We start from the raw sequence: 23,288 nt of genomic DNA, 5'->3' as shown, positions 1-23,288 counted from the left end.
TCTTGGTCTGAAACGTAGTGGAATTCGCCAGATTTCCTCGTGTAGTAAGACGCTTAAGAACTCAACCTTCAATGGACTTCTGGCGAAGACCACTACTTCAAGCGTTGATTGCTGACAGACCACTGTTAGTCGGTGGCGAAACCCTCTGGAAATCGAGCGTCGACTTCCTTCCACCAGCTCTTCAGTTCATCGTGCAGGCTGTCCGCGAGCTCTGGCATTGTGTCTGCCAGATCTTGTTTCTCTCCGATGTCCTGCTTCAGGTCGTACAGTTCCCGGTGACCGTCGCGAAAGAACACGATCAGCTTGTGGTCTCCTTTGCGAATCGCACTGCTGGGGCTGCCTTTCTGATTCGACCGATGTGGGTAATGGAAGTACGTCGCGTCATGGAGTTTCTGTGTCTTGTCTTTCAGGATCGGAACGAGACTCTTGCCGTCCTTGTGCAAATCAGGACGAAGTGGAAGGCCGGCCATCTGCAGAATCGTTGGGTAGAAATCCATGCTGGTGATCACAGTGTCAGAAACAGCGGGCGTGGCGACTCCAGGCCATTTGATGATGCACGGTTCTCGGATTCCGCCTTCGTACAACCAACCCTTCCCGGCCTTCAGAGGTGTGTTCGCCGTTGGCATTCCTTCGGACGTAGAAAGGCCTCCATTATCCGAAAAGAAAACAACAACCGTGTTGTCTTCAAGGCCTTTCACTTTGACGGCTTCGAGGACGCGTCCCACAGCCTGGTCCATCGACGCAACCATGGCGGCATACGTGGGATGATCCTGCCTGTCGCGGAACTTGACTTGCTTCCCCGCATGCATGTCTTCGCGGAATCGCACGTCGTCGGTCAATGCGATCGTCTTCTGCTTTTCCTCGTACTTCTTGACACTCGGCTTGGGCGCGCTGAACGGAGCGTGGACTTGGTAGAATGAGAAGTACACCAAGAATGGCGAGTCGTAACTCTGATTGATAAAGCCGACAGCTTCTTCCGCTAAGCGATCGGTGATGTATTCACCATCGGGGCCATTCTCGATATTTGGGATATCCCATGGTGAGAAGTACTTGTTCTTGATGTAGAGCCCGCCGCGAAAGTGACCGGCAACGTTGATGTCGAAGCCGTGTTTGTCCGGCCAATGTGTGCCTTCGCCCTCCCTGTTATTGAGGTGCCATTTGCCAAGAAAGATGTTCTTGTAGCCGGCGTCTTGCAAGAGTTCAGGAAATGTCACTTCGTTTAACGGCAAGTTTCGTTCGTAGTCCGGGTTGCCGGGGCCGCCGATCCACTGCGTGAGGTTGATCCGTGCAGGATTCTTGCCTGTCAGAATCGAAGCCCTGGTGGGCGAACAAACCGGCGAGCCCGCATACGCTTGAGTAAATCGGACGCCCTCATCCGCCAACTTGTCAATGTTTGGCGTTTCGTAAAACGAACTGCCATTGGCGCCGATGTCCATCCAGCCCAAATCGTCAACTAGGAAAAACACAAAGTTGGGTCGCTGACTGACTTTTTCTCCATGCGACTGCTGCGCAATCGCGGTGGAACAAAGAACCAGCAAGGCAGCGGCAAAGCCTGTCGCTCCGCCGGTGATGCTGCAGAGACGATCACGCATCGTTGATGCTCCGTAATTGAATGGTGTTGTTGCGGATGCTCATTGACGTGCCTTGATGGGCTTGCGAAAAGGTTTGCGGTTCGTCGGTGCGCTGCGACCGGAGGACTTCAGCTTCGACAGCAATTCCTGCATCTCTTTGCGTTTGGCTTCTTCTTTGAAGTATAAGTTGTTCGTCTCACCCGGATCGTCGTCCAAGTTGTAGAGTTGCCCCGGTGCATCCGGAGCTTTTTCCGGCAGCGCCCAGGGTTGCATGTTCTTCACTTCGTAGTTGTTTCCACCGGATCCTTTGTGATCGAGATACTTCCACGGTCCCTGACGAATCTGGAACTCTCCCCGGAAACTCTGCGTCAGCAGGTGCGGACGAACGGAATTGGATTCATCTTGTTGCCCCAACATCACAGGCAACATGTCAAAGCTGTCGGTTGCGGCTTCGTCCGGCAACGAAACGCCGACGGCCGAGGCCACCGTTGCGAAGATGTCGGTGGTGTTGGTCATTTGCGTGGACACTTGCTTTGGCGGAATCTGTCCTGGCCATCGCGCAATGAAGGGCACGCGGTGGCCGCCTTCCCAAGCGTCGCGTTTCATTCCCCGCCATCCGTCCGAGGGATCATGCTGGTGATCCTGACGCATCCAATTGACGTGAAGCGTTTCGGCGCCGTTGTCAGAATTAAACATCACGAGCGTCTGATCATCGATGCCGAGTTCTTTGACCAGATCCAGCACGCGGCCGACAAGGACGTCCAGTTCCCAGACAAAATCTCCGCGCGGTCCGGCTTCGGTTGCTCCATTGAATTCTTCGGCAGGCAAAACCGGTGCATGCGCGATTTGGGTGGAGAGCACAGCAAAGAACGGTTTGTCGGGAGTCTTCGTCCGATGTTCTCGGATGAATGCTTCCGTCTTGTCGTAGAACAGAAGGTCCGCGTTCATGAAGTCGTAGCCAGGCGACATCCATCCGGCGTCATTATCCCATCGCCACTTCCCACCTGGATTGGGCAGGCTCTTGGGGTCATGCCGCTCGCTCGCAGGAACCGCCACCATTCCATTTTCGATGTACACGTAAAGCGGATCGGTATTGGGACAATTCGGTGTCACAAACGATTCATCGAAACCACGAGCATTCGGGCCGTCAATCAGCGGCGTGCTCTTTTCATAATCGATCAGCAGAGAATTCTTGAAGCCACCGCCAAGACGTTTGCCGTCCTTGTCGAACCAGCTGAGTCCAACGTGCCATTTGCCAAAGACGCCGGTTCGATAACCCTGTTCCTTGAGCATTTGAGCAATCGTGAGCGTTCCTGGCTTGAGGTAACTCGGTCCTCCCGGTCCCTCAAACGCACCACCACCACGACCAGTAGAACGGTAGATCTGCTGTCCTGAAAACAATCCGTACCGTGACGGCGAGCAGATCGTGGACGGGCTGTGAGCGTCAGTAAACCGGATGCCCTCGTCCGCCATCTGATCAAGTCGCGGCGTTTTGTAGGGGGCCTTGCTGTTGTAACAGGACAGGTCGCCGAATCCCAAATCATCGGCATAAACAATGATGATGTTGGGAGGGTCTTCAGCTTTGGCAATGACAGTCATCGACAACAGCAAGACGGACAAGCACACAGGCCGACCGAGGCCGGATACTTGTTTCAAACAACGGTTCGGATCAAACACGATATTCTCTTGGATGAAAGCGAAGGACGGATTGAAAAGGGAATGCTACCGCGGTCCACGCGGCAGATTCTCGATCAGGTATCGCAGGATCAGCATGCGGACATGGACGACCGTTCCCTGTCCTTCACGCAGTCCGTGATCGCGATTGGGATACACCATGTAGTCGAACGGTTTCCCCAGTTCGATCAATCGATCGACGAGCCCTTCGATGATTTGGATGTGCGTATTGGTTTCGCCGGAACCGGTGACAATCAGCAGCTTGCCTTTCAGGCCTTCGGCGAAGTTGATCGGCGCAGATCGTTCATACCCTTCCGCGTTGACTTCGCGGGTTCGCATGTAGATTTCCTGAAACCAGGCGTTGTAAAGCCATGGCTGCGGCTTGGGGACGACCGCAATGCCCACGTGGTACACATCCGGCTTGCGAAACATCGCGTTGAGCGTGTTGGAGCCACCGCCGCTCCAGCCCCAGATGCCGACTCGGTCCAGGTCGATGTAGGATTTCATTTCCGCTAGCTTCGCTATACCGGCCGCCTGTTCTTCGGTAGACAGCGGGCCAAGACTTCCAAAGATCGAGCGTCGCCATGCTGCGCCTTTGGGGGCCGCCGTGCCTCGGTTGTCGATCGACACGGTGATGTACCCCTGGTCCGCAACGACGCGAAGGAAATCAATCTGTTTGACGCCCCACTGGTCAACGACTGTCTGCAGGTAGGGTTCGCCGTAGACGTACACGAAAACGGGATACTTTTTTGATTCGTCAAAGTCTCGCGGTTTCGTGAGCGATGCGTCCATCACCACGCCGTCACCGATGTCGATTTGAACAAACTCGGTGGGACGCACGTTCAGCTTTTCAAACTTCTCTCGCAGCTCGCTACCATCATTCAGTACACGAATCACCTTGTGGTCGGGCAGCTCAACAAGGTCCACCACGGGTGGGTCATTCGCCGTCGAGAACGTATGGACCGCCCATTTCGCGTCGGGTGAGACAACGTAGTCGTGCGTCCCGGATAAACCCTTCGGCGTGATTCGCTCCAGTTTTCCACTGCCGCTGAGCGGAACACGATAGAGATACTTCTGGGTCGCGTTGTCGGGGGAAGCGTAAAAGTAGTACCATCCGCCCGCTTCATCGACGTGAACTCGATCGATGATGTCGAATTCACCGTGAGTGAGCTTCGTCTCGGTCTTGCCATCGCGCGTGAGCAACCAGGCATGACGCCATCCGTCTTTTTCACTGATGAAAACAAACGCTTCACCAGCGCGAATCCAGTGGGCTCCGGAATTAATGCCGTGGCTGCCGACGGCCCAGGCGTCGTCGACTTCGCTGTAGATTCGAATCAGTTTTCCGTCGGTCGAAGCGATCCAAAATTCCCGTTTGTCCCGAAAGCGACTTAGGGTTTCGACCAGCAGGTCGTCGGAACTGGGGATCCAATCGACCTGGCCAAGATAAAACCCTTCGCCTGGAACCTCGAGCGGCAGCCAACGGACCTTCTCATTTTCGACGTCAGCAACCCCAATCCGCAGTGATGTCAGTTTTCCTCCGACTCGGGCAAAGCGATGTTGTTTAACGCCGGGATAAGACGGATCTCCCGGTACCAGCACCGATCGTTGTTTCACTTCGGTGCTGTCCGCTTCCACGAACGAGAGATACTTGCCGCTGGGACTCCAACGCAGGTCGCGAAAAGAAATATCACGATCGCCGACATTTTCCGTCAGTACAGTTCGTTTGTCGCTGTCGACGTCTCGCACAACGACTTTTCGATTGCGAGCTTCCGCGACACGGGCGCCGCTGGGCGACAGACGGTTCTTTGTGCCTGGCTTCTCAACAACCGTGCGTGCTCCCGATTCGACATCGTACAGAGCGACAACGGGCTTGTTGGTCGTTGAGTCTTTCTCGCGGAGTTGGTAGCCAGAGCTATCCGGAAGCCACTCGGCATCGACGTCCGGAGCACGAAATTCGTTGCGTTCATAGATCGCACGAAGTCGCTCGGTAGCTTCCTCTTGCCTGGATTGATCTTGAGCCCAAGCTTCACCGATGCTGATAAAGTGCAGCGAAAAGGCGGCGAGGAGGAGGTGGACGATGAGATGTTTCATGGAGATCTTTGGATAGATGACGAAGCCACCACGACAAGTTTGGCGACGGAGCTTACTTGTAGTATTCCGGTTTCCGCGGCTTTACGCCCAGTTTTTCGTAGTTGAAACCAGCGGCAAGCGGCTTGTATTCGCCCACGATTTCGACGGATCGATCGGCAGTGATCTTCGATTCCATTCCGATGCCCCAGTAGACCGCGTTAACCGTCATCCGTCGGACACCTTCATTGGCAAAGTCTTCTGCTGAGCCCATCGTGAAATGAAAGATTCGTGATGACCGTCCCGCGTTACCCTTCCACGTTTTCGCCCAGGCGATCGGCAGCGGTTCCTTTTTGGAATTAGCCGGTGCGTCCGGCTGCAAATTGACGAGCGGCTGACCTAGAACCAGCGACGTGCAGTCATCAGGAAACGGAGCTTCATCTGTGTGGCAACGATAGACGTCCGACGTGCCCCAGATGTCGCGGACACCCGTGAGGATGGGGTGCTCCTTTTGCTCGTCAACGACGATGCCTCGAGTGGATTCGCGGTGCCAGCCGCCGTGATGTCCGGAAAACGCACCACCAAGGAATTCCCGCAGGCTCACGGTGCGCTGGTCTACGACGTACTTCTTGCCGCGTTGGAAGCCATGGTTCGCGGTGCGTAGTGCGATGATTGGTTTGCCGGAATCAAAGTAATTGAAAAAATCCTGCATTTGATCGTCGGGCAAGTGCATGAATCGCGACATCCAGATTAAACAATCGGCGTCGGCAAGTTTTTCAAGTCCCGGGATGTGGTGGCGTTTGTCTTTATCTTTAAAGGGTGCCGGAAGCGTGGGATCGACTTCGCCGTTTTCGTTCACGGAAAACAAAACGGTGCAACCAAAACCGTGTTGTTTCGCCAGCACCTTGGCCAGCATCGGCATTGACTGTTCGCTGCGATATTCTTGCTCAGCAGCGATCAGCACGACGTGTTTCCCCTTACCGGGGCCCTCGCCATCTGGATAGTGCAGCCACGGCATCGATTCGCTTGAATGTTTGGCTTCGGCCGTGTCCTGCGTACTCGCTTTGGGGATCTCGTTGAGTGTGTAGAACGCGTTGGCGTGCAGAAGTTTAAGCTGATCGCTCGATCGCATGTCGGGAAGAAAGAAATCGTGCACATGACCTTGGACCAGACCCTCGACGTCGATGACAACGCTCATGGCATCGTCGGCCACGTGGACGGCGGACACGGTCGGCACCGTCTGGTCGACTTCCGGGCTGCCGTAAGCCTGGCGATACATGTGAGTGAACGTTTTGAGTTGATACGTTTCCGGTTTCGCAGCGACGTCACGATCGACGGGTTTGGTAAACGCGATCTGAAACCCCTGCGGCTTCGCTTTGATTTCTTTGATCTCGAAGGGCGTGATTCCGGTCCAGTCCAATCGCTGAATCGCGTAAGCTTTGGGGCCACGAACCGGCCAACCGCGGTTGGTTCCGCCGGCGATCAGGTTTCCGTCGGGAGTGAACTGAACGGCCAGCAACCCCGTCGCAAATCCTTCTCGAAACGGATAGCACGCGCCCTGCCAGACACCGTTGACTTTCTCCGTCGTCGCCCGCATGACGACGCCCAGGCTAAAGTCGCCGATGAAGATCTGGTTGGTGAACGGCCCGAATTTTCCGCCAGTCCGGTCAACCTGGAATCCGGAAATCGACCGCCCCATTCTGATGTACGGAAAGACAACGGCGTACGGCACGAGTTCTTTGACTCGCTTGCGTTCGATTTCCAGTCGCGATGGCGTGTTAGGTTTCACTGGCACCGGTCCCATTTCGGGTGCTAGTTCGTACCAGTTGAAGCTGACCGGATGCCCCATGAACCCGCCGGGCTGCAGCACCTTCAAACTGCACGAACCGTTCCACGGCCCCTGGCTTTCGGCATAGAACATCACGCCATGCTCGTTCGGACCAATGCCGCAGGGACTGCGAATGCCACTGCAGATAGGAATCGCTTTGCCTTCGGGCGTGATCTTTAGGCACCAGCCGCGAAATGGTTGTTCGGAGTGATACGACTTCGTCAAGCAAAGCCCTACCCACACATTGCCGTCGGCGTCCGGTTTGGAACCGAATGCGAACTCGTGGTAATCGCCGAATCCCCATTTGTCGCTGATGGTGTCGAACCGGTCCGCCCGACCATCACCATCGTTGTCCGTGATCCGGGTTACTTCGGCCTGCTGGGTGGCGATGAACGAACCATCGTGAAAGGCTAGCCCGAAAATCTCGTCGAGCCCCTCGGCGAACTTGTGAAAATGTGGTTCCGGATATTTGTCGAACACACCGTCGGCGATGAAAATGTCACCGCGTCGAGTGGCGATGGCCAGCGACTCCTTGTCCGGCATGACTTCAAAGCTGCCAGCTTCGATCGCCAGTTCCTTTGGCAGCGGAACATCGACTAGTTTGTAGTAGACGGACTCGTCTTCCCCCGTGCCCCAATACTCGCCGAGGGTTTCGGTCTGTGGAGCGAACGCAATGGCGATCGCGGCAATGGATTCGATCAGGATGTTGAGCATATCTATTGTTTAGGTTTGGTAATCAATCGCAGAGCGGGGGAGTTTTGACCGCCTGGTGGGAACCGGTACTACCGTCAAGGGTTTGCCGCGGTCACTCCCAGAGATATTCCAGCACGAGTTCTTCTGGCCGCTTGCCGTCAAGCTGTAGCGGAACGAAGAGTAGTCCAGCATCCATGAGTTCTGCTTTCTGTCCCGACGCAACACGGATCGTCAGTCCCTTTCCGATCCGATAGCGGTCGTTGGAGTTCGATTCGATACCATCACCGTTGGCTAGTCGGAAGCGTAGCAGTTCGCTTTTTTCGGCTGACGTAAATGTGACGCTCCGGCGCAGTTGCACCTTGTTGGTTGCATCGTCTGGGTACTCGCGGAAATAGTCTTCGACAGCGACCTCGCCGAATTCGTATCGCAGTGTTGGTCGCCGTTTGTCGTCGAGCGTATAGCCCTTGAACTGATGCGTCGTCGGTCGGCTGTTGTCCGTGATTTCTGGCTGCTCGCCCGAAAAAAGCTCAGGCCCCTTTGGCAATGGAATGATCGTGCCCATCGCACGAACGTTGCCGCTGCCCTGTCCGTACCAGACGGCCGCCGGGTCAACAAACTTGCCGCGCCAAATCGATGCCAGCCGCATTTGCTGAGCGTCATACGCAAGGTTCACGCCTCCGGGATAGCCGACTCCGATCCCGCGCTTTCCGATCTCCGCGTATTTGCGCCGCAACATTCTGGCTTCGTCCGTAACCACGATCTCCAGCGGCTCCCGAATGACGCCTGCGGGCGCGCGAGCTTGGCGGCCATCGATCAGATATTGCCAGATGGCTTCGATTTGATCCTCAGGACTTCCGTCGATGTCGCGACGCAGCGCGACACCACCTGGCCAGTACGATGGCATCACGGTGTTCGGACTGAACTTTTGTGGCGCCAGCATATACTGGTAAAACCAGTCTTTCTTCAGTCGCTGGACCATCTCGGTCAGATCCACCGCGGGCATCGTGTCGGACAATTTGTACTGGTACGTGTGGCATGCCGCGCAGTTGAGCCCCTGGTTGCCCACGATTTTCAGTCCCAGATTTCGCGTTTCCTTTTGATCATGGACTTCAGCGAACTGCGTTTCGGGAAGTTTGTCGGTTGCTTGAAACAGATCGACAAGGTGACCGATGTTGTGTTCGCCGTACTTTGGCATTCGCGTTTTCATGTAGGGCCGAATCGATCGACCGTTTACCAGCACATCGCGCATCCACTTTGGATTCAGCTTGGCCCCCACACCTGTCAGCGTAGGTGGAATTCTTCCCTGTTCGCCAAGATTCAGGTTGGTGGTTTGAAAGTGAATACGTCGCTGTTGGCTGACACCGCCAAGGTTGTCTCGACTGTGACACACGGTGCAGCCAAACGACGTCAGCGTGAAGTCGATGGTCTGCTGGGGATCCAATCCGTTGAGTCCTCGATCGAGTCCCGCCCGGATGTTTTTAGTGTCGAGTTCTGTGAGCGCGAAATCCGGCCAATTTCCTAGTGCCCCTGACAAGCAGCCTTTGCTGGTGTCGAGATTGGCGAGTTTCGTGAAACCCTCCGATGTGGTGTTTGAGTCGATGATGCCCGAGTGGCATTCGGCGCAATTGAGTTTCGTGAAGAGCTGCTTGCCTTTGTCCGATAGCTTGGCGTCGACTGGCCACGGATCCTCTAAGACCGCCGTCAACATTTCGTCGTTCTGAAGCAAGTAGCTGGACAGAAGACTCGCTTCGCGGTGAGTCAATTGCATGTTTGGCATCCGGCCCGAAGGTCGGGCTGCGTGCGGATTTTCCAGGAACGCGGTGAGGGCCTGCGAACTGTACTTCGTTCGGAGTTCTCCCATCGGAACGGAATCTTCCAGCGGTTGCTCGACGGCCTTTTCGTCACGCGGCGCATGGCAGGCAACGCAACCGACGGAATGGAAAAGACTGCGGCCGCTTTCGATCGAATCGTGGTCCACCTCTTGTGCTTCGTCGGGCAACCGATCGGGCGCAATGGAGAGCAGAAAGTGAACGATGGCCTTGGCGGATTCGGTTCGTTCGGCTTCATCGATCTGCCCCAGCAACGAGGGCATGCGGGTCCCCGGTTTGGTTTGGTGGGGATCGGCAATGAACCGAGCCAGGTATTGTGGACGGAGTCGTTGTGCGGACCACTTCAGGTTGGGTCCTTGATGGGCTGCCGGAAGAGAATCAATGAACGACGACTCGTGACAGGCCGAACAATGGTGTTCCTGCATCAACACGAGACCCTCGATCTCCGCCGTCAATTTTCGGCGGGGCGCTGAAGCCTGCATTTCAGCCGTGTTTGCCGGCCCGCGTTCTTTGATGTCGATAACGTATCGCAATAGATCTAAAAACTGTTGGCGACCCGTCAGTTGATCCGCCAACCCGCTGGGCATGATCGAAACTTTGCTAGGATTCGTTTGGTCGATGTTGGCTTGCGGGATTCTGTGTAGCTTGTCGATATCCTGCCCGTCACGTAGCACAACCAGGTCGTCATCCTGGCTAACGACAAGCCCGCTGATCACTCGACCGTTGCCAGTCAGTATGTTCAGGGTTTCATAACCCTTGGAAATCGCTTTGGACGGATCAAGGATGGATTCGACAAGCGACGCGTCGGTGACCTCTTTTTCCAAGCGACTGAGATCTGGTGCGAGGCGATCTTTTTCGGCCGCCGGTTGATGACACTTCGCGCAGTTCAAGCTGCCCTGATGAAACAGAATCGCGCCGCGCACAATGTCGCCCGACTGACGAGCGCGGGCGACCAGACGTTCCGGGGATTCCTGCTGCAGTTGCTCAGTCAGCGTCAGTTTCGGTTGCTGGGCGTAACCCACGGTCGCACTGCACACGACCATCGCAAACGCGAAGCGAAAAACAAACTGCATGCTAGTTCAACTCCCGAAGCACATTTCCAAGTAGCAACGTCTGGGGCAGAACGCCAACGTTCATGCAATCAACAACATGAACGCGGCTTCCTGCCAACCACTTCTGGCTGCCTTCTTTCCAAGGCAATTCAATACGATTCGCGCAGAGGCTTGTTGTTTTCAAGTTAGCTGATCCTGGTTGCGTCGTGACGCAAACTATCCAAATGGAGTGATTCCAAACAACGGCAGTGTAAACGAAGGAAAGACAGCTCGCCGTGGAAAACAGTGCCGCGTGAGGACTCAATTGAAAAATGGAAACCGGCAATCAGTCGTTGTCCAATCGTCCAGTCGCTATCCGATCGTCACGCGTTGACATAGGGACGACGCACGGCTAGTCCGGGTCCTTTGTAGCGGGATCACGGCGTGGGCAGTTTGATCTCCGACGGTGAAGTAGCCGAGTGGTCTATCATCGGAATCGGCGATCATCCAGACGGCTCCTGGGTGCGCCGCAAGCGGGTTTGCTCCAGCCGGTTTCCAGCGTTCCGTAGGGTTTCAGTACGCCTTCGTCGTTCATCTGAAACATCCTCACGGGCTTGCCACGCTTGTTGGTAAAGTGGACATCAAATTTGGGGCTGTCAGACTCTGAAGCGGGTGCCTTTTTGTCGTTGAGCGGGATCCATTTAAGCTTTGGCAGCGAATCGATGCTGGCGCCTTCATACTTGGCGAAGTTATCGGGCACATGCGACTTCAGTTCCGCGATCTTTTCGGCGAACCCTGGCTTCGCGGCGAGATTCGTCCATTCGTACCGGTCGGTTTCGATGTCATACACCTCTTCGTCGCCGTTGTCGCAAGCGATGTAGCGGTAGCGTCGACCGCTGCGACCGTAGTTGCCGGAGCGACCGAGATACGAGATGGAAACGTGAGGCCAATCTGCTTCGGCGTTATTCAGCAGCAGTACGAGGCTTGGTCCGTCGCAGGTCTCTTTCGGCGGGTAGTACTCGTCCCATGAGTCCGCATCGATGAAGTAATGCAGCAGCTTTCCCGATCCGGCTGACCAGTAGCCGTGATTCGAAAAGTGCTTTGGCAGTAGTTCCGCATCCGGCATGCGCTGCCGCATCTTCTGGCGGTTGTCGTACAGTCCAGACACATGCGGCGAGATGCCCGTCATGATGGCTCACCGCGACGGGCTGCAAGCCGGAGCGGGACCATGTGCATTCGTGAACAGCATGACGCCCCATACAGCGGAACCGCTGTTAGGCCATGTCCAATGACTCGGCCCCGTTCACGAATGATCGCATCGCGCGATGTTACGTCGCGTCAACACCGGGCGTTTTGGAGTGCGCGTTCTGCGGAAAGTCGAAGGTTAACACTAGCGGTTCGGTTCCCGTATTCTCGATCTGCACGCCGCCGTTTGACAACGCTGCCTGAGTGATGAATCCGATTTCAGGATAGAGCTCGCCGAGAACCATGCCCTGGTGATATTTCACTTCGAGTTTTCCAACGCGGCCACTTCCGCCATTGGTGTGGAATAGCGCGGGGCTCTCCGGGCAAAACTGAGTCTTACCGCCAGGCTGCACAGTGAGTCGTAGGATGGAGCACTTTTGATCACCAAGGAAGTCACCGTAGACGATCCACTTGGCGTCGACACCATCACCTGCAAATTCTTCGGCGGTGATTGCAGGACGCCGATTCTTCATGACGAAGTCGGGATCCTGGTTGGCCGCGAAGTCGAACTTTTCAACCAGGTACTCCCAGTCTTCGTGGCGATCCTTCGGATAGTCTTCTTCTCTGCATGCGTAAAACGCATCCGCTGCTCCGATCCGTCCGTCAAGCGTCAGGTCTTCGGCCAGGAAGTGCTCGTCCATCGTGACGTGCAGCTCGTGCGTGCAAAGGTCGGTCGGCGAGTGCAGCACGCCGTTGGGCATCACGAAGCCATTATCAATGTGCATCATCACGTGCGGCGACAAGTGACGAACGCCGTTGTATTCGCCCTCTCCCCAGCTTTTCATGCAGTCAAGAAACTGATCCTTGGTCACGAACGGGTACAGCCCCATTGCCGTGGTGTGATAGTGCGACGGACTGACTCCTGGATTGTCGAAAGAATTGATGTCGTACACTTCCCACTTTGACCAGTGAAGGTGATGTGGGATCGGATTCAGGTTGTCGAACTTCTTGGAAACGATCGGCCAGGTCGGATCTCCATAAAGTGATTTCGCAAACGCCGTCACCTTTTCCCCCATCACGGATTCTGGATTGGCGGTGATCAAATCCTGCAACGAGATCACTTGGCCGCTTGGAGTGAGCACGTGCGATTCACCTTCGCGAAACGGTGCTTTGTTTGTGCGAGTATCGACGACACCCGTGACGATGGGCACGGTGCAGCACATCCAGAGTTCATCCAGGCCCGTCCCGTTCATGTAGTCGGGATAGTACGATTTTTCATCAAGGCGAAGTCGTTTGCCCGGCGTGCAAAATGTCCTGCCCGCGTAGCGGTGGATGAGCTGCAGGACCCCGTCGTTCTGATTCAGGCAGTCATCAAGAATCGAATCGGAGCTTCCGCCGGATCCGTCGATTACATCTTGCTGGGGGTACTCGTGCAGTTTGTCCGCGAGAATTGACGACATCGGTAATGAACCTCAATGAATTAAAAGAAGCGTGTCGGCTCCAAGAAGTTCCTGGAGAGCTGATAGGGGATTTCATTTGCTGACGCAAAACGGGACTGTCTGAGAGTCGAATGATGCGATAGCAGCGCCCGATAGCTTAAGGAAAAGAGGAGCAGGAGGGAATAAAGGGGTCGTTCGACGCTTTGTTTGTTTTGTCGCTGAATGAAGTCAACCGCAGCGGCAAAACCTGCGGAAACGGGTTTACTCAGTCCATGAACGGAGAGCCCAATCCGAAGCGGCTGCGCATCAATTACCGAGACATCGAACTCCATCAAACGCTCCAGCAGGCCACGTTGCTGGACGCATTCGCTCTGGCGGTGAAGCAAGGCAACAAGACGTTTCGCACGCCGGGGGAAATGGGCCTTCGAGATATCCACGTGAACTCTTCATACCCACGTGAACTCTTTCGGCTGATCGCTTTGTTCGCCGGACGCTTGGCTCCGCTGCTTCGGACCGGTCCCTAGAATTTGCTGAAGAACTCCCAAATCACCTCAGCGACGCTGGTCCCCATTTCCCGCTGGCCCGGAATCCTGTGCCCGAACTGCTTGATCTGGTAGTGCCACACCTCGTTGCCGTTTACTCCGTCCTTGTAACGGTGCGCCGTGGTCATGTCAGAAATCTTGATGACCTCGTCCGTCTTGGTTTCGTTGAGCTTGCGCCAGAACTGCATCATCACATTCTGATCCGGGGCGCCGCCCCAACCGCCTGACTTTGGCATGCTTCCGTCGTAAGGGATGACCTCGTCATCCAGACCCGAGATTTGCAGAATGGGAACAGGGCGGATCACACTGCGGTGTTCCCAAGTGTAGCCACTCATGGTGCCAATCACGGATGCTGCAGCTTTGAAGACGTCCGGTTTTTCAGCGACCAGCGTGTAACTCATCAAGCCGCCGTTGGAGATCCCACACACAAAGGTCTTACTTTTGTTGAGCGAGTGCTTTGATTGCAGGTCAGACGCGAGTGCCGAAAGGAAGCCGATGTCGTCAGTCTTGCTGATCTTCAGCCGAGCGTTCCAGTGGGGTATCCCTTCGAGATCGTCAGTTCCCTGTGGATAACAGACGGCAAACCCGTTGGTATCGGCCAGACGATTCATTCCAAGTTCCACGTAGTCTCTGGCATCGGCGCGATACCCGTGGAGCACGAACACTAGAGGCGAGTTACCGGGAAGGTCTTGAGGAACGTGGAGCAGATAGTCTCTTTTCACGTTGTTGTGCATGAAGCCAATGAACTGGCCGACGCGAGGCGTCTCCTCATTGACGGTTTGTTTGGTGCGGATTTCTTGAGTGTCGCCGAGGAAATTCAGCAGCATCTGCTCGCTGATGCCGTGTGTGGCACCGTGGCCTTCATTGGTCACCTTGTAATGAACAACGTCGCCATCCAGGTAGCGAAAGACTTCCACGTTCTCGATCGTCTGGGATGGCTGGAGTAGCCGTTTTCCCTTGTATCCCATTTGCTGGGCCCATACGAATGTCGACTTCTCGGCGCCAACGAAAGCCAGCTTTCCACCTTTGGCGGGAATGACTCTCGAAGGACCACCGTGATACGGAACCAGCTTGTCGTTCACGCCGGAAATGTTCAGCAGTCGCTTGCCTTTCGCAGGGATGGCCGCATTGCGATAGTTGTTGTCGTCACCTTTCGCTTTGAAATGCTTGCCGTCGTATTGCCACACGTTGAGTTGGCTGACGCCACTAATGTAATTGCGGATATTCGGCAATTTGCTTTCGATCGCCAGTTGGTTCACCAGCGCCGCACCATTGGATGCCCCCATGATCGTGAAGTTGTCGGAATCCACGTTATCAAATTTGGCCAGTTTCCGAACGATTGCTTCGATGAAGCCCAGATCGTCTGCCTTGGAACGCTCCGAAACAATATTCCAGCTCTCGCGATAGCCTTGGGGAAACACCATGATGTAGCGAGAAGCGATCTCTCCGCGCCCCCGCATGAACCCGCGCATGGCTTCCTTCGCATTGCCCCCGTTGCCATGCAGAAAAATGAACACGGGAAGCTTTCGGGCACCAGTGCCATTGGGTGCATCAATACCGGGTTCTTCAATTTCGGAGACACTGATTTCAGGGCCCCGGACAAAGTACGGTCGTTTGAAGTTCTTCTCCTGCGACCATGATTGCACGATAAATTCCTCGCCGGATTCCAGTCGCAATTGGTCAGCAGCGACAGGTTTCGCACAAACGACGATGGCGATACAGCAGGCTAGCAGACTCTTCACATTCTTCCTTCTGTTTGGGAATTCAAAAGATTGGTGTATCAATCAGAGGATTCAATTAGCCACGAAGCGAAAACCTATCGTCGCCAGTCGTGCGTGTAGAACTTATCCTCCCAGCCGCTCTCAGCACGACTCCAAACAGTCAATTGCCGAGACTATTGGTGCCGACGCCGTGACCACATGGCTGGGTTGGCCAGCAAGTCGCATTGAGGCCGATCAGCGGCTTGGGATCGTTGATCGAGTGCGACGCTCTATTTCGCATCGCCGAAACCGACGTGAGGTGCTGGATGCTTCGGCGGTGGCGAACTCTTCCCACCGGACGCGAATCACTCATTGCCGGAAAGCATCGAACTGACCCAATTTTGCGAGCAGCCGTTTCCTGACACCGAATTCGAACTGGAGAATCGTTGCCGTGACGCCGAACGGCTTGCGGAGCGTTGGCGGTCCCTGCTGTCACAAGCCGACGCAGAGTTGGTCGCGCAGCGAATTTGGAAGCGACGTGCGACAGCCTCCACCCCTTCAACCGCTAGCACGACGATGCTGCATCGCCCATAATTTCGAGCATGGAAGAACCAAATCGAATCGACCCTAGCCTTCCCACTGATGCGCTTCGGCAGCAGATCGAAGTGGTTTGCGATCGGATGGAGCAGGACTATGCCAACGGATTCTATTCCAAGCTGTCGGTGGTTCGGAATTGGTCCAAGCATAACCCGGAACTGGCCGGGAAAATTGCGAGGCCGAGTGCGTATCGCTGGTATCTCCGACGCGAGCTGTTCAAACTGGCGCGTCGTGGTGCAGAACTCTCGGTTTCCCGTTCGCGGCCACGAGTCGACCTGAGCTCGCCCACACTGCTAGAGCTGATCGATGAAACCGAATTCGATTTGACGCGTAAGAAAGTCTTTCTGTTTGGCCCAGAGCGTTCTGAACTTTCGATCGCGCGGTTAGAACACTACACCGGCACCAAGGCCGAAGATTTTCAGCGGTACGTGTTGTTGACCAATTACCAAATGCATATGGAAGCGTTTGCGGCGCAGTTTCCCGATAGCGTTACCGGTAACCGCGCTGATGTGCAAATGCCGGCACTCCATCACCGAGAAAATGAGAACCGCGGTATCAGCATCGTCAACATCGGTGTCGGGCCATCCAACGCTAAGAATTTGACCGATCACTTGGCTGTCCTCAGACCCGATGCGATGCTGATGGTCGGGCACTGCGCGGGCGTGCGAAATCACCAAGAGATCGGTGACTTCGTTTTGGCGTCAGGCTATATGCGAGGCGATCATCTGCTAGACGCGGCGCTACCGCCGTCGGTGCCGATCACGCCGAGCTTCTTGCTCAACCGGGCCCTGGCGCATGCATTGGACGAAGCCAAGTTCCCCTATCGAATCGGCGCGGTCTACACGACCGGCGACCGCAATTGGGAGCTGTCGATCAAGCAAACCCTAGAACATCTGCGAGCCAGTCGTAGCATTGCAGTGGATATGGAATCGGCGACGGTGGCGGCCAATGGTTTTCGCTACCGCGTCCCCAGTGCGACACTGCTGTGCGTGTCGGATAAACCGCTGCACGGCCAGCCCAAGTTACCCAGCGGAGCAAAAGCGTTCTACAACGACACCAAGCAGCAACACATTGCGATCGCCGCCGCGGCCATCGAGAGCATCAAAGGCCAGTTCCCCAACGGGCTGCCCAACAGCGACATCCGCGCGCCAGAGGAATCACTGATGGAAGGTCTCGATAGTACGCCAGACGAGGACACCGAATGAAACGTCGCCGTAGCTCCGCGGGCGGAACTGCTGTATCCGCCCGCCGAGCGTACGTCGACTTTCAGCGCCAATAATCAGCTAACCTTCACCTCGATCCGACGAGGCTTGACCCTTTCTGATTTTGGAAGATGCAATTTCAAAACGCCGCCGTGCATTTCGGCTGAAATCTTTTCGGCATCGATCGCATCTCCGATCGTAAAAGTTCGGTGAAAATCGCCGATGCCGTACTCGCCGAACAACATCTCGCCTTCATGTCGTGGCGATACATTGCCGTGAATCGTCAACTCGCGATTTTCAAACCGAATGTCCAAGTCGTCGACATTGACACCGGGCAGGTCGCCCAAGAGCAGCAACTCATCTTCGCCCTCCCAAATGTCGAATCGAGGCACATAGGTTGACTGGTAGGTTTGTTCTGGGCTGCCAGTTGTGCCCGATTTGTTTTGGCTGTTCGTCATCGTTGTAGCCATTGGATTGCTCTCCTTTCTAATTCGAATTGTTAGGGGGTGTCGCCGGCGGATGCGGCGGTGTTAAACGATTAGCTTGCCTTGACTTCGATTCGTCGTGGCTTCACTTCTTCGCTTTTGGGCATCGTCAACGTCAGGTTGCCGTGTGCAAAGTTTGCCGAAACATCGTCAGCGTTGACATCACAGGGCAATTCAAAGGTGCGGCGGAATTTACCGAACGACCGTTCTTGTCGATGCCATGCGCCGCCTTCAAGTTCAAGCGGCTTGCGTTCGCCTGCAATCGAAAGCTGGTTGCCTCCGGTAACGTAGATTTCCAAAGCGTCCATTTCAAACCCAGGAAGCTCGGCTTCCATGTACAGATTTTCGTCGCTTTCCCAGAGGTTCAGGGGCGGAAAAACGTCAGTGCCGAACGCCGCTTACGAGTGCCCGTTTGGAGCAAATGCGCGTTCCAGTTCGCTACGGAGACGATTCAATTCCGCAACAGGTTGCCATCGTGTGTGTAACATTTGTCTATCCTCCATTTACCCAAGGAACCGTCGGAATGTGTTGTTAAAATTGGCAGTCATTTCTGCCCGAATTGCACTAAATGCAACGAGCGTGCCAAATGTCATCGCGCGACCGACGGGCGGTAATTTTCTTCTTGCCTGCGGCGTGTTCGCAGACGGTTAGTCCGTCATTGCCCCTAGGTGTAGTCGCCAGGGATGACAGGGTTCACGATCAACTGATTGGCGCGCGGTTTGCCGGGATGATCTGCAGCTGAAGACCATCGAAACGGGAATCCTGAAGTGCTTTAGTGACTTTTTGTTCCGCATGGCGAGACCGCAGGAAGCGAGCGGATGTTTGCTGGAGCGGATGTCAGTCGTGTTCCGAAGCAATCTTGGCAACGCGAACGCGGATGCCCCGAGCAACTTGCGTATCTTCCTTGCTGGTGGCGGCTATAACGATGGACGATAAATCACCCACAACGAAGCCAAAAATCCCGCTCTGTGCAACCTAGCAAACGCTTTTGCCTTTCTGGCTGATGGTCCAGCCGGTCGGCGTTTAGCGCGATGCATTTCCATACTCCCACACTCCCAGCCAATGCCAGTCACAACGACGTTGAACTTTGCCGGTCGCACCGAAGAAGCACTCGACTTCTACCGGGCCGCACTTGATGCCGAAGTCCTGTTCTTGATGCGTTTTCGTGATAGCCCGGATCAATCGCACACTCGTCCCGGCATGGAGGACAAGATTTTTCACGCGACCTATCGAATTCACACAACGGAGTTCATGGCGAGCGACGTGGGGTGCATGGATGAAGACGCGACGACGCAGTTTGCCGGTTTCGCTTTCGCACTACGATTTGAATCAGTAGACAGGGCCAAAGATGTTTTCGACGCACTTGGCGACGGAGGTCACGTATTGCTGCCTCTTGCTAAATCACAGTTCACGTCCTTTTACGGAATTGTGATCGATCGTTTTGGAATTTCTTGGAAAATCAACGTCGTCGAAAACGAGGACGAGTGATGCGAGGCAGTTCCTGTTTTCTGGACGCAAGTACTGCCCTGTTAATCAGGCACTGCCCACCAACCACCGCGAACCACTAGAATTGGCACCGTATAATCCGGGGAAAATGTCCCTAATTGCCAAGGCTGTGAACATGCATTTGAATCGACGTGACTTCGTGGGCGAATCCGCCTTGGCTCTTTCACTGTTAGCGGCTTTGCCCGCTGGCAGCAAACCAAAACGAATCTTGCTTCGTTCATCTTGGCAGACCGTCAACATTGGTGACATTGCTCACACTCCAGGCGTCCTGCGGCTCATCGAGCAATACCTGCCGGACGCGGAAGTCTGGCTGTACCCGAGCAACTTGAAAAACGGCGTCGATGCGATTTTGCAGGCGAGGTTTCCCAAGGTTCGAATCGCCAAGAAAGGATCCAAGGAACTGGAACACGCCTACGAAGTCTGTGACTTCATGCTGCACGGTTCCGGGCCGTATCTGGTCGGCGAAAAACAAATCATCGAGTGGCAACAAAAAACCGACAAACCATTCGGTGTCTATGGAATTACGTTCGCCCGCAAGGACTCCGCCCAGACAAGTCCGGCAGCGAAGGCCGCTCTGGAAAAAACCATCAGCGTGTTGAGCGATGCCAAATTCGTTTTCTTTCGCGACTCAAAATCGCTCGCTCTAGCAAAGGAACTGGGGGCGACGTGCCCCGTCATGGAATTTGGCCCCGATGGTGCGTTCGCATGCGATCTTCGAGACGACGTGACAGCCCAAGCGTTTCTGAAGAATCACGATCTGCAAACCGGCAAATTTCTGTGCTGTATTCCACGATTGCGTTACACGCCTTACTGGACTATTCCCGAAAAAAACCGTCCGTTGGACCCCATCAAACACCAACGCAACGAACAAATGAAGGAACATGATCATGCGCCGCTCAGGCAAGCCATTATCGAAGTTGTCCAACAAACTGACTTAAAGGTTCTGATTTGTCCCGAAGATAAAACGCAGATGGCTGTCGGACGCGAAATGTTGCTCGACAAGCTCCCTCAATCGGTCTTGGACCGCGTCGTCTGGCGACCAAATTACTGGCTGACCGGTGAAGCCGTCAGCGTTTACACCAGCAGCGTGGGTTTGTTTGGCAACGAAATGCACTCGCCCATTATGTGCATCGGCCACGGCGTGCCTGCCGTCGTCTGCCGCTTCGCCGAACAGACGCACAAAGGATTGATGTGGCAGGACATCGGCCTGGATGACTGGCTATTTGACCTCGACGACGAAACACAAGTCCAACGTATCGTCCCCACGGTTCTGGATATCGCAAAGAATCCGGACGAAGCACGAGCGAAAGCAGCCAAGGCACGTGCCTTCGTCGAAAAGCGACAACGTGAGACAATGGATCAACTGAATCGCGCTGTCTAGAACTTGTGTTAGAAGGACGTTGCCAAGCAGTGGGCTTCTCCGAAAACAAGTGTTACTGGAACGAACGCGAAGTTGCATTTTTGGCTGGAGATGGCTCGCTGCATCGACGCATCCGAACGGAAAAATCTCTGAGAAAGTCTTTTCGCCAGCGGCTCACTGTCTTTGCACCGCTGTGCGGTCCTTCGGCAACGGTGGGCGATAAATCATCCGTCCACCAGTTCGGAAAACGAACATCCGGAGTTCTGATTTCGGCCAGCTTAGGACTGAACGCTGTGATTGATCCAGTCTTTGCGTCGAGAGATGCGTCACTGCTTTCGATCCGAAATCGGTACTGCTTCGCGGCCTTTGGGCAGAACCGAAAACGCACTGATCCGTCATCGGCGAAATGACCATCCAGTTTTTGGTTCTCGACGTGAAGAGTCGCCGTTGCATTCGGGGAAATCCGATCGACGGGCAATGCCAGCTCAAGGATTCCAAATACTTCGATGCGATCAGTCTCGCCGGGTAGTCTGCGAAGTTTTAACTGCGGGCGCTTCCACGCGCGAACGTAACTGCCTCCCCAGCCCCTTTGAGATGGATCGTCGGAACTCCCCTCTAGGAGCCAGCCGACTGACGGCGTGTCACCCATTTTGACCTCGGCTTTCTGGGCGGTGAAAAAGTCGCCCAACGCACCTTGCCCTTTGATGTATCGCGACACGAAAGCTTTGTTGCCCCAATCAGCCGCGTGATTCCCGCCTGTAAACCAGCCGCGGTACGTAGCGTTGGATTCAATCATCCATAGCTTCGGATGATTGTCGACGATGTATTGATAGGCGTCGGGAGCCCACTTTTTGTTCGGACCGCCGATCCAGTACACACGCAACTGAGGCAGAATATCGGGCGCGTCGTGCAACGCCTGAGCCAGATCCTCTAGTCCTCCCCAGACCAAGACATGCAGGGGGGGATGATCGTCGCGGCGAGCGCACTGGATGATCCACCGTGACCCCTCGGTCGGAGCCCTTGTTCCCGCATAGGGAGCACGTTCGGTGTCGCCCTGCTTGGTGATCGATCGCAATGCATCGGGCGTTGGATAAGCACTGGAGTAGGTCGACAGGTTTGCAAAATCCTTCTCGTAGCAATCAATCACTCGCAGGATGTCGCTGGCACGGCCCTGTCCGTAGGGCGAAGCGATCAGACCTTCGATATCCAGCCTGTCGGCATACACCAGGAGTTGCACCATCGACTGGAAATCATCCGGATCAGTGCCACCAATGTCGGTCGAAACAACGACGCGATGTCGCGGTTGCTCCGTAGCGATGTCTTTCGCTGTGGACTGCTTCGCGGCTTCCTGAGCAACAGCCGGTAACATCGAGTAAACGATCAGCAGCGTGAGGCGTAGGCATAACGAAACAAACGAGCAACGGTGATAGTGGTCCATTCTAACGATCCTCACGGTGCGGCCATTTTGCAAATTGGTTCGCGACTTTGTCGCCCCAATTTCCGTACCACGTGTATCCGCTTCGGCGTTCGCTACCAATCTGCTCGATGTCGTACTTGATGATGCCATCGCGGTCACTGAAAATCGGGCGATCTGTTTCGATTTCATAAAACCGCGCCCACAGCGTCCGAGCGTTTGAGTCTTTGCTGAGTGCCGGATTGGATTTGCTTCTCTCGTAGCGATAGCCTTGGATCCCCGTCGACGCAAACCAAGCCGCACCCGCCTCGACGGCCCGCACAACCTCCGGGCTCGGATCAGGAAGACTCATTAGAAACATTAGCACACCGGCACTTTCGGATCCGCTCAGTGATGGATGTTCATAGCTTCTGGCCTTTGCCGGCGCGAGTGACTCTGCGTCGTGCTGTGCACACCAGACAGTCAACTTGCCGCTTCGTTTGACCTGTGTCTTTACAATGCAGTTGATGCCTCGAGCGAGTGATTCAGCAGCTTTCTTGCGCCGCTGGGAATCGACAAAGTCGTAAGGTGCTTTGCCATTCGCCACGTCGCGAATCACGTCGATTACCTGAATCATGGCTCCATCGTTGTAGGTGATGTGCGAGTAATAGCCCTTTCGAAGTGGCCAGAACTGAGGCCAACCTCCATTTGGATACTGGGCGGCCAGCAAGTAATCGACACCTCGCAAGAACGATTGCCGGTATTCGTCGTCGCCAGTCGCGTGCGCCATTCGGGCCATGAACTTCATGGGGACGGTTGTTGCGTCGTTGTCCATACTATTGGCACGTCCGCCGCCGGGCTGCGGGATATCTGCAGGCGATTCGGGCCGTTTGCCTAAATCGGTACTTTTGGGCCACCCTCCCTGCGGACTTTGATACTGAATCACAATGTCGGCAACGCATCTGGCCTCGTCAGAACGAAACCATGCCTCATCGTTCTTCAGTAAGTTCTTGCTAAAGCGAACAGGAGCCGCCGCTGCGTCCAAAGTGGACAAAACCATCACCGAAACTATCAAATGGGTTAGCCAACTGGTTGCTCTTCGATTCATCACTTCGCTCATGGGTATGTGTTCGTTGTAGTCGTCGGCGGCTCCAATACTTCACATCGACAATGACGCGGCGTTCCG

Annotated in this window: 16 protein-coding genes; 4 read left to right on the top strand and 12 right to left on the bottom strand. The window is 55.1% G+C overall.

Annotated features, from left to right (window positions below; all coding sequences use genetic code 11):
• Positions 1 to 125 precede the first annotated feature (125 nt).
• The 7 genes from K239x_RS00875 to K239x_RS00845 form a co-directional block, all read right to left on the bottom strand.
• Positions 126 to 1,592 carry a sulfatase gene (locus K239x_RS00875; RefSeq protein ID WP_145415822.1) on the bottom strand — a complete coding sequence of 489 codons (1,467 nt, stop codon included), beginning with the start codon at positions 1,590 to 1,592 and terminating at the stop codon, positions 126 to 128.
• 39 nt (positions 1,593 to 1,631) lie between these two features.
• On the bottom strand, positions 1,632 to 3,248 hold the full coding sequence (locus K239x_RS00870) for a sulfatase family protein (RefSeq protein ID WP_419189516.1): 1,617 nt from the start codon (positions 3,246 to 3,248) through the stop codon (positions 1,632 to 1,634).
• Between the two features lie 45 nt (positions 3,249 to 3,293).
• Positions 3,294 to 5,336, bottom strand: a complete 2,043-nt coding sequence (locus tag K239x_RS00865; protein WP_145415821.1) for a S9 family peptidase — start codon at positions 5,334 to 5,336, stop codon at positions 3,294 to 3,296.
• A 52-nt stretch (positions 5,337 to 5,388) separates the two neighbouring features.
• Complete coding sequence (locus tag K239x_RS28180) at positions 5,389 to 7,854, bottom strand: ThuA domain-containing protein (protein ID WP_419189515.1); 2,466 nt, start codon at positions 7,852 to 7,854, stop codon at positions 5,389 to 5,391.
• A 91-nt stretch (positions 7,855 to 7,945) separates the two neighbouring features.
• Complete coding sequence (locus tag K239x_RS00855; protein ID WP_145415820.1) at positions 7,946 to 10,735, bottom strand: c-type cytochrome; 2,790 nt, start codon at positions 10,733 to 10,735, stop codon at positions 7,946 to 7,948.
• A 445-nt stretch (positions 10,736 to 11,180) separates the two neighbouring features.
• Positions 11,181 to 11,882, bottom strand: a complete 702-nt coding sequence (locus K239x_RS00850) for a hypothetical protein (protein WP_145415819.1) — start codon at positions 11,880 to 11,882, stop codon at positions 11,181 to 11,183.
• A 139-nt stretch (positions 11,883 to 12,021) separates the two neighbouring features.
• Positions 12,022 to 13,338: a hypothetical protein gene (locus K239x_RS00845; protein ID WP_145415818.1), complete on the bottom strand. Its 1,317-nt coding sequence runs from the start codon at positions 13,336 to 13,338 to the stop codon at positions 12,022 to 12,024.
• A 191-nt stretch (positions 13,339 to 13,529) separates the two neighbouring features.
• Between K239x_RS00845 and K239x_RS00840 the strand changes: the two genes are divergently transcribed.
• Positions 13,530 to 13,841, top strand: a complete 312-nt coding sequence (locus tag K239x_RS00840; RefSeq protein WP_145415817.1) for a hypothetical protein — start codon at positions 13,530 to 13,532, stop codon at positions 13,839 to 13,841.
• Here K239x_RS00840 and K239x_RS28175 read toward each other — a convergent pair.
• The gene (locus K239x_RS28175) at positions 13,838 to 15,601 is read right to left on the bottom strand and encodes a prolyl oligopeptidase family serine peptidase (protein WP_419189514.1); all 1,764 of its coding nucleotides are present in this window, start codon (positions 15,599 to 15,601) and stop codon (positions 13,838 to 13,840) included. The two genes, K239x_RS00840 and K239x_RS28175, sit on opposite strands and share 4 nt — an antisense overlap.
• A 560-nt stretch (positions 15,602 to 16,161) precedes the next feature.
• On the opposite strand from K239x_RS28175, the gene K239x_RS00830 reads away from it, so the two are divergent.
• Positions 16,162 to 17,361 (top strand): phosphorylase family protein, encoded by a 1,200-nt coding sequence (locus K239x_RS00830; RefSeq protein WP_145415816.1) that lies wholly within the window; start codon positions 16,162 to 16,164, stop codon positions 17,359 to 17,361.
• Between the two features lie 74 nt (positions 17,362 to 17,435).
• Here K239x_RS00830 and K239x_RS00825 read toward each other — a convergent pair whose 3' ends face one another.
• A complete protein-coding gene (locus K239x_RS00825) occupies positions 17,436 to 17,828 on the bottom strand; it encodes an Hsp20/alpha crystallin family protein (protein ID WP_145415815.1) in 393 nt (130 codons plus the stop codon).
• Between the two features lie 68 nt (positions 17,829 to 17,896).
• Positions 17,897 to 18,178 (bottom strand): Hsp20/alpha crystallin family protein, encoded by a 282-nt coding sequence (locus tag K239x_RS28170; RefSeq protein WP_419189513.1) that lies wholly within the window; start codon positions 18,176 to 18,178, stop codon positions 17,897 to 17,899.
• A gap of 727 nt (positions 18,179 to 18,905) precedes the next feature.
• Here K239x_RS28170 and K239x_RS00815 point away from each other — a divergent pair.
• Positions 18,906 to 19,331, top strand: a complete 426-nt coding sequence (locus K239x_RS00815) for a VOC family protein (RefSeq protein ID WP_145415814.1) — start codon at positions 18,906 to 18,908, stop codon at positions 19,329 to 19,331.
• 133 nt (positions 19,332 to 19,464) lie between these two features.
• Positions 19,465 to 20,730, top strand: a complete 1,266-nt coding sequence (locus tag K239x_RS00810; protein ID WP_145415813.1) for a polysaccharide pyruvyl transferase family protein — start codon at positions 19,465 to 19,467, stop codon at positions 20,728 to 20,730.
• A gap of 52 nt (positions 20,731 to 20,782) precedes the next feature.
• Here the strand turns inward: K239x_RS00810 and K239x_RS00805 are convergent, their stop codons facing one another.
• Both K239x_RS00805 and pelA read right to left on the bottom strand, forming a co-directional pair.
• Positions 20,783 to 22,078 carry a DUF1593 domain-containing protein gene (locus K239x_RS00805; RefSeq protein WP_145415812.1) on the bottom strand — a complete coding sequence of 432 codons (1,296 nt, stop codon included), beginning with the start codon at positions 22,076 to 22,078 and terminating at the stop codon, positions 20,783 to 20,785.
• A 70-nt stretch (positions 22,079 to 22,148) separates the two neighbouring features.
• Positions 22,149 to 23,210, bottom strand: coding sequence for a pectate lyase (gene pelA, locus K239x_RS00800; RefSeq protein WP_419189512.1), 1,062 nt, complete (start codon positions 23,208 to 23,210; stop codon positions 22,149 to 22,151).
• Positions 23,211 to 23,288 lie beyond the last annotated feature (78 nt).

This window comes from Stieleria marina (genome assembly GCA_007741555.1).
Classification (GTDB): domain Bacteria; phylum Planctomycetota; class Planctomycetia; order Pirellulales; family Pirellulaceae; genus K23-9.
This window is presented reverse-complemented; position numbering and strand designations above follow the sequence as displayed.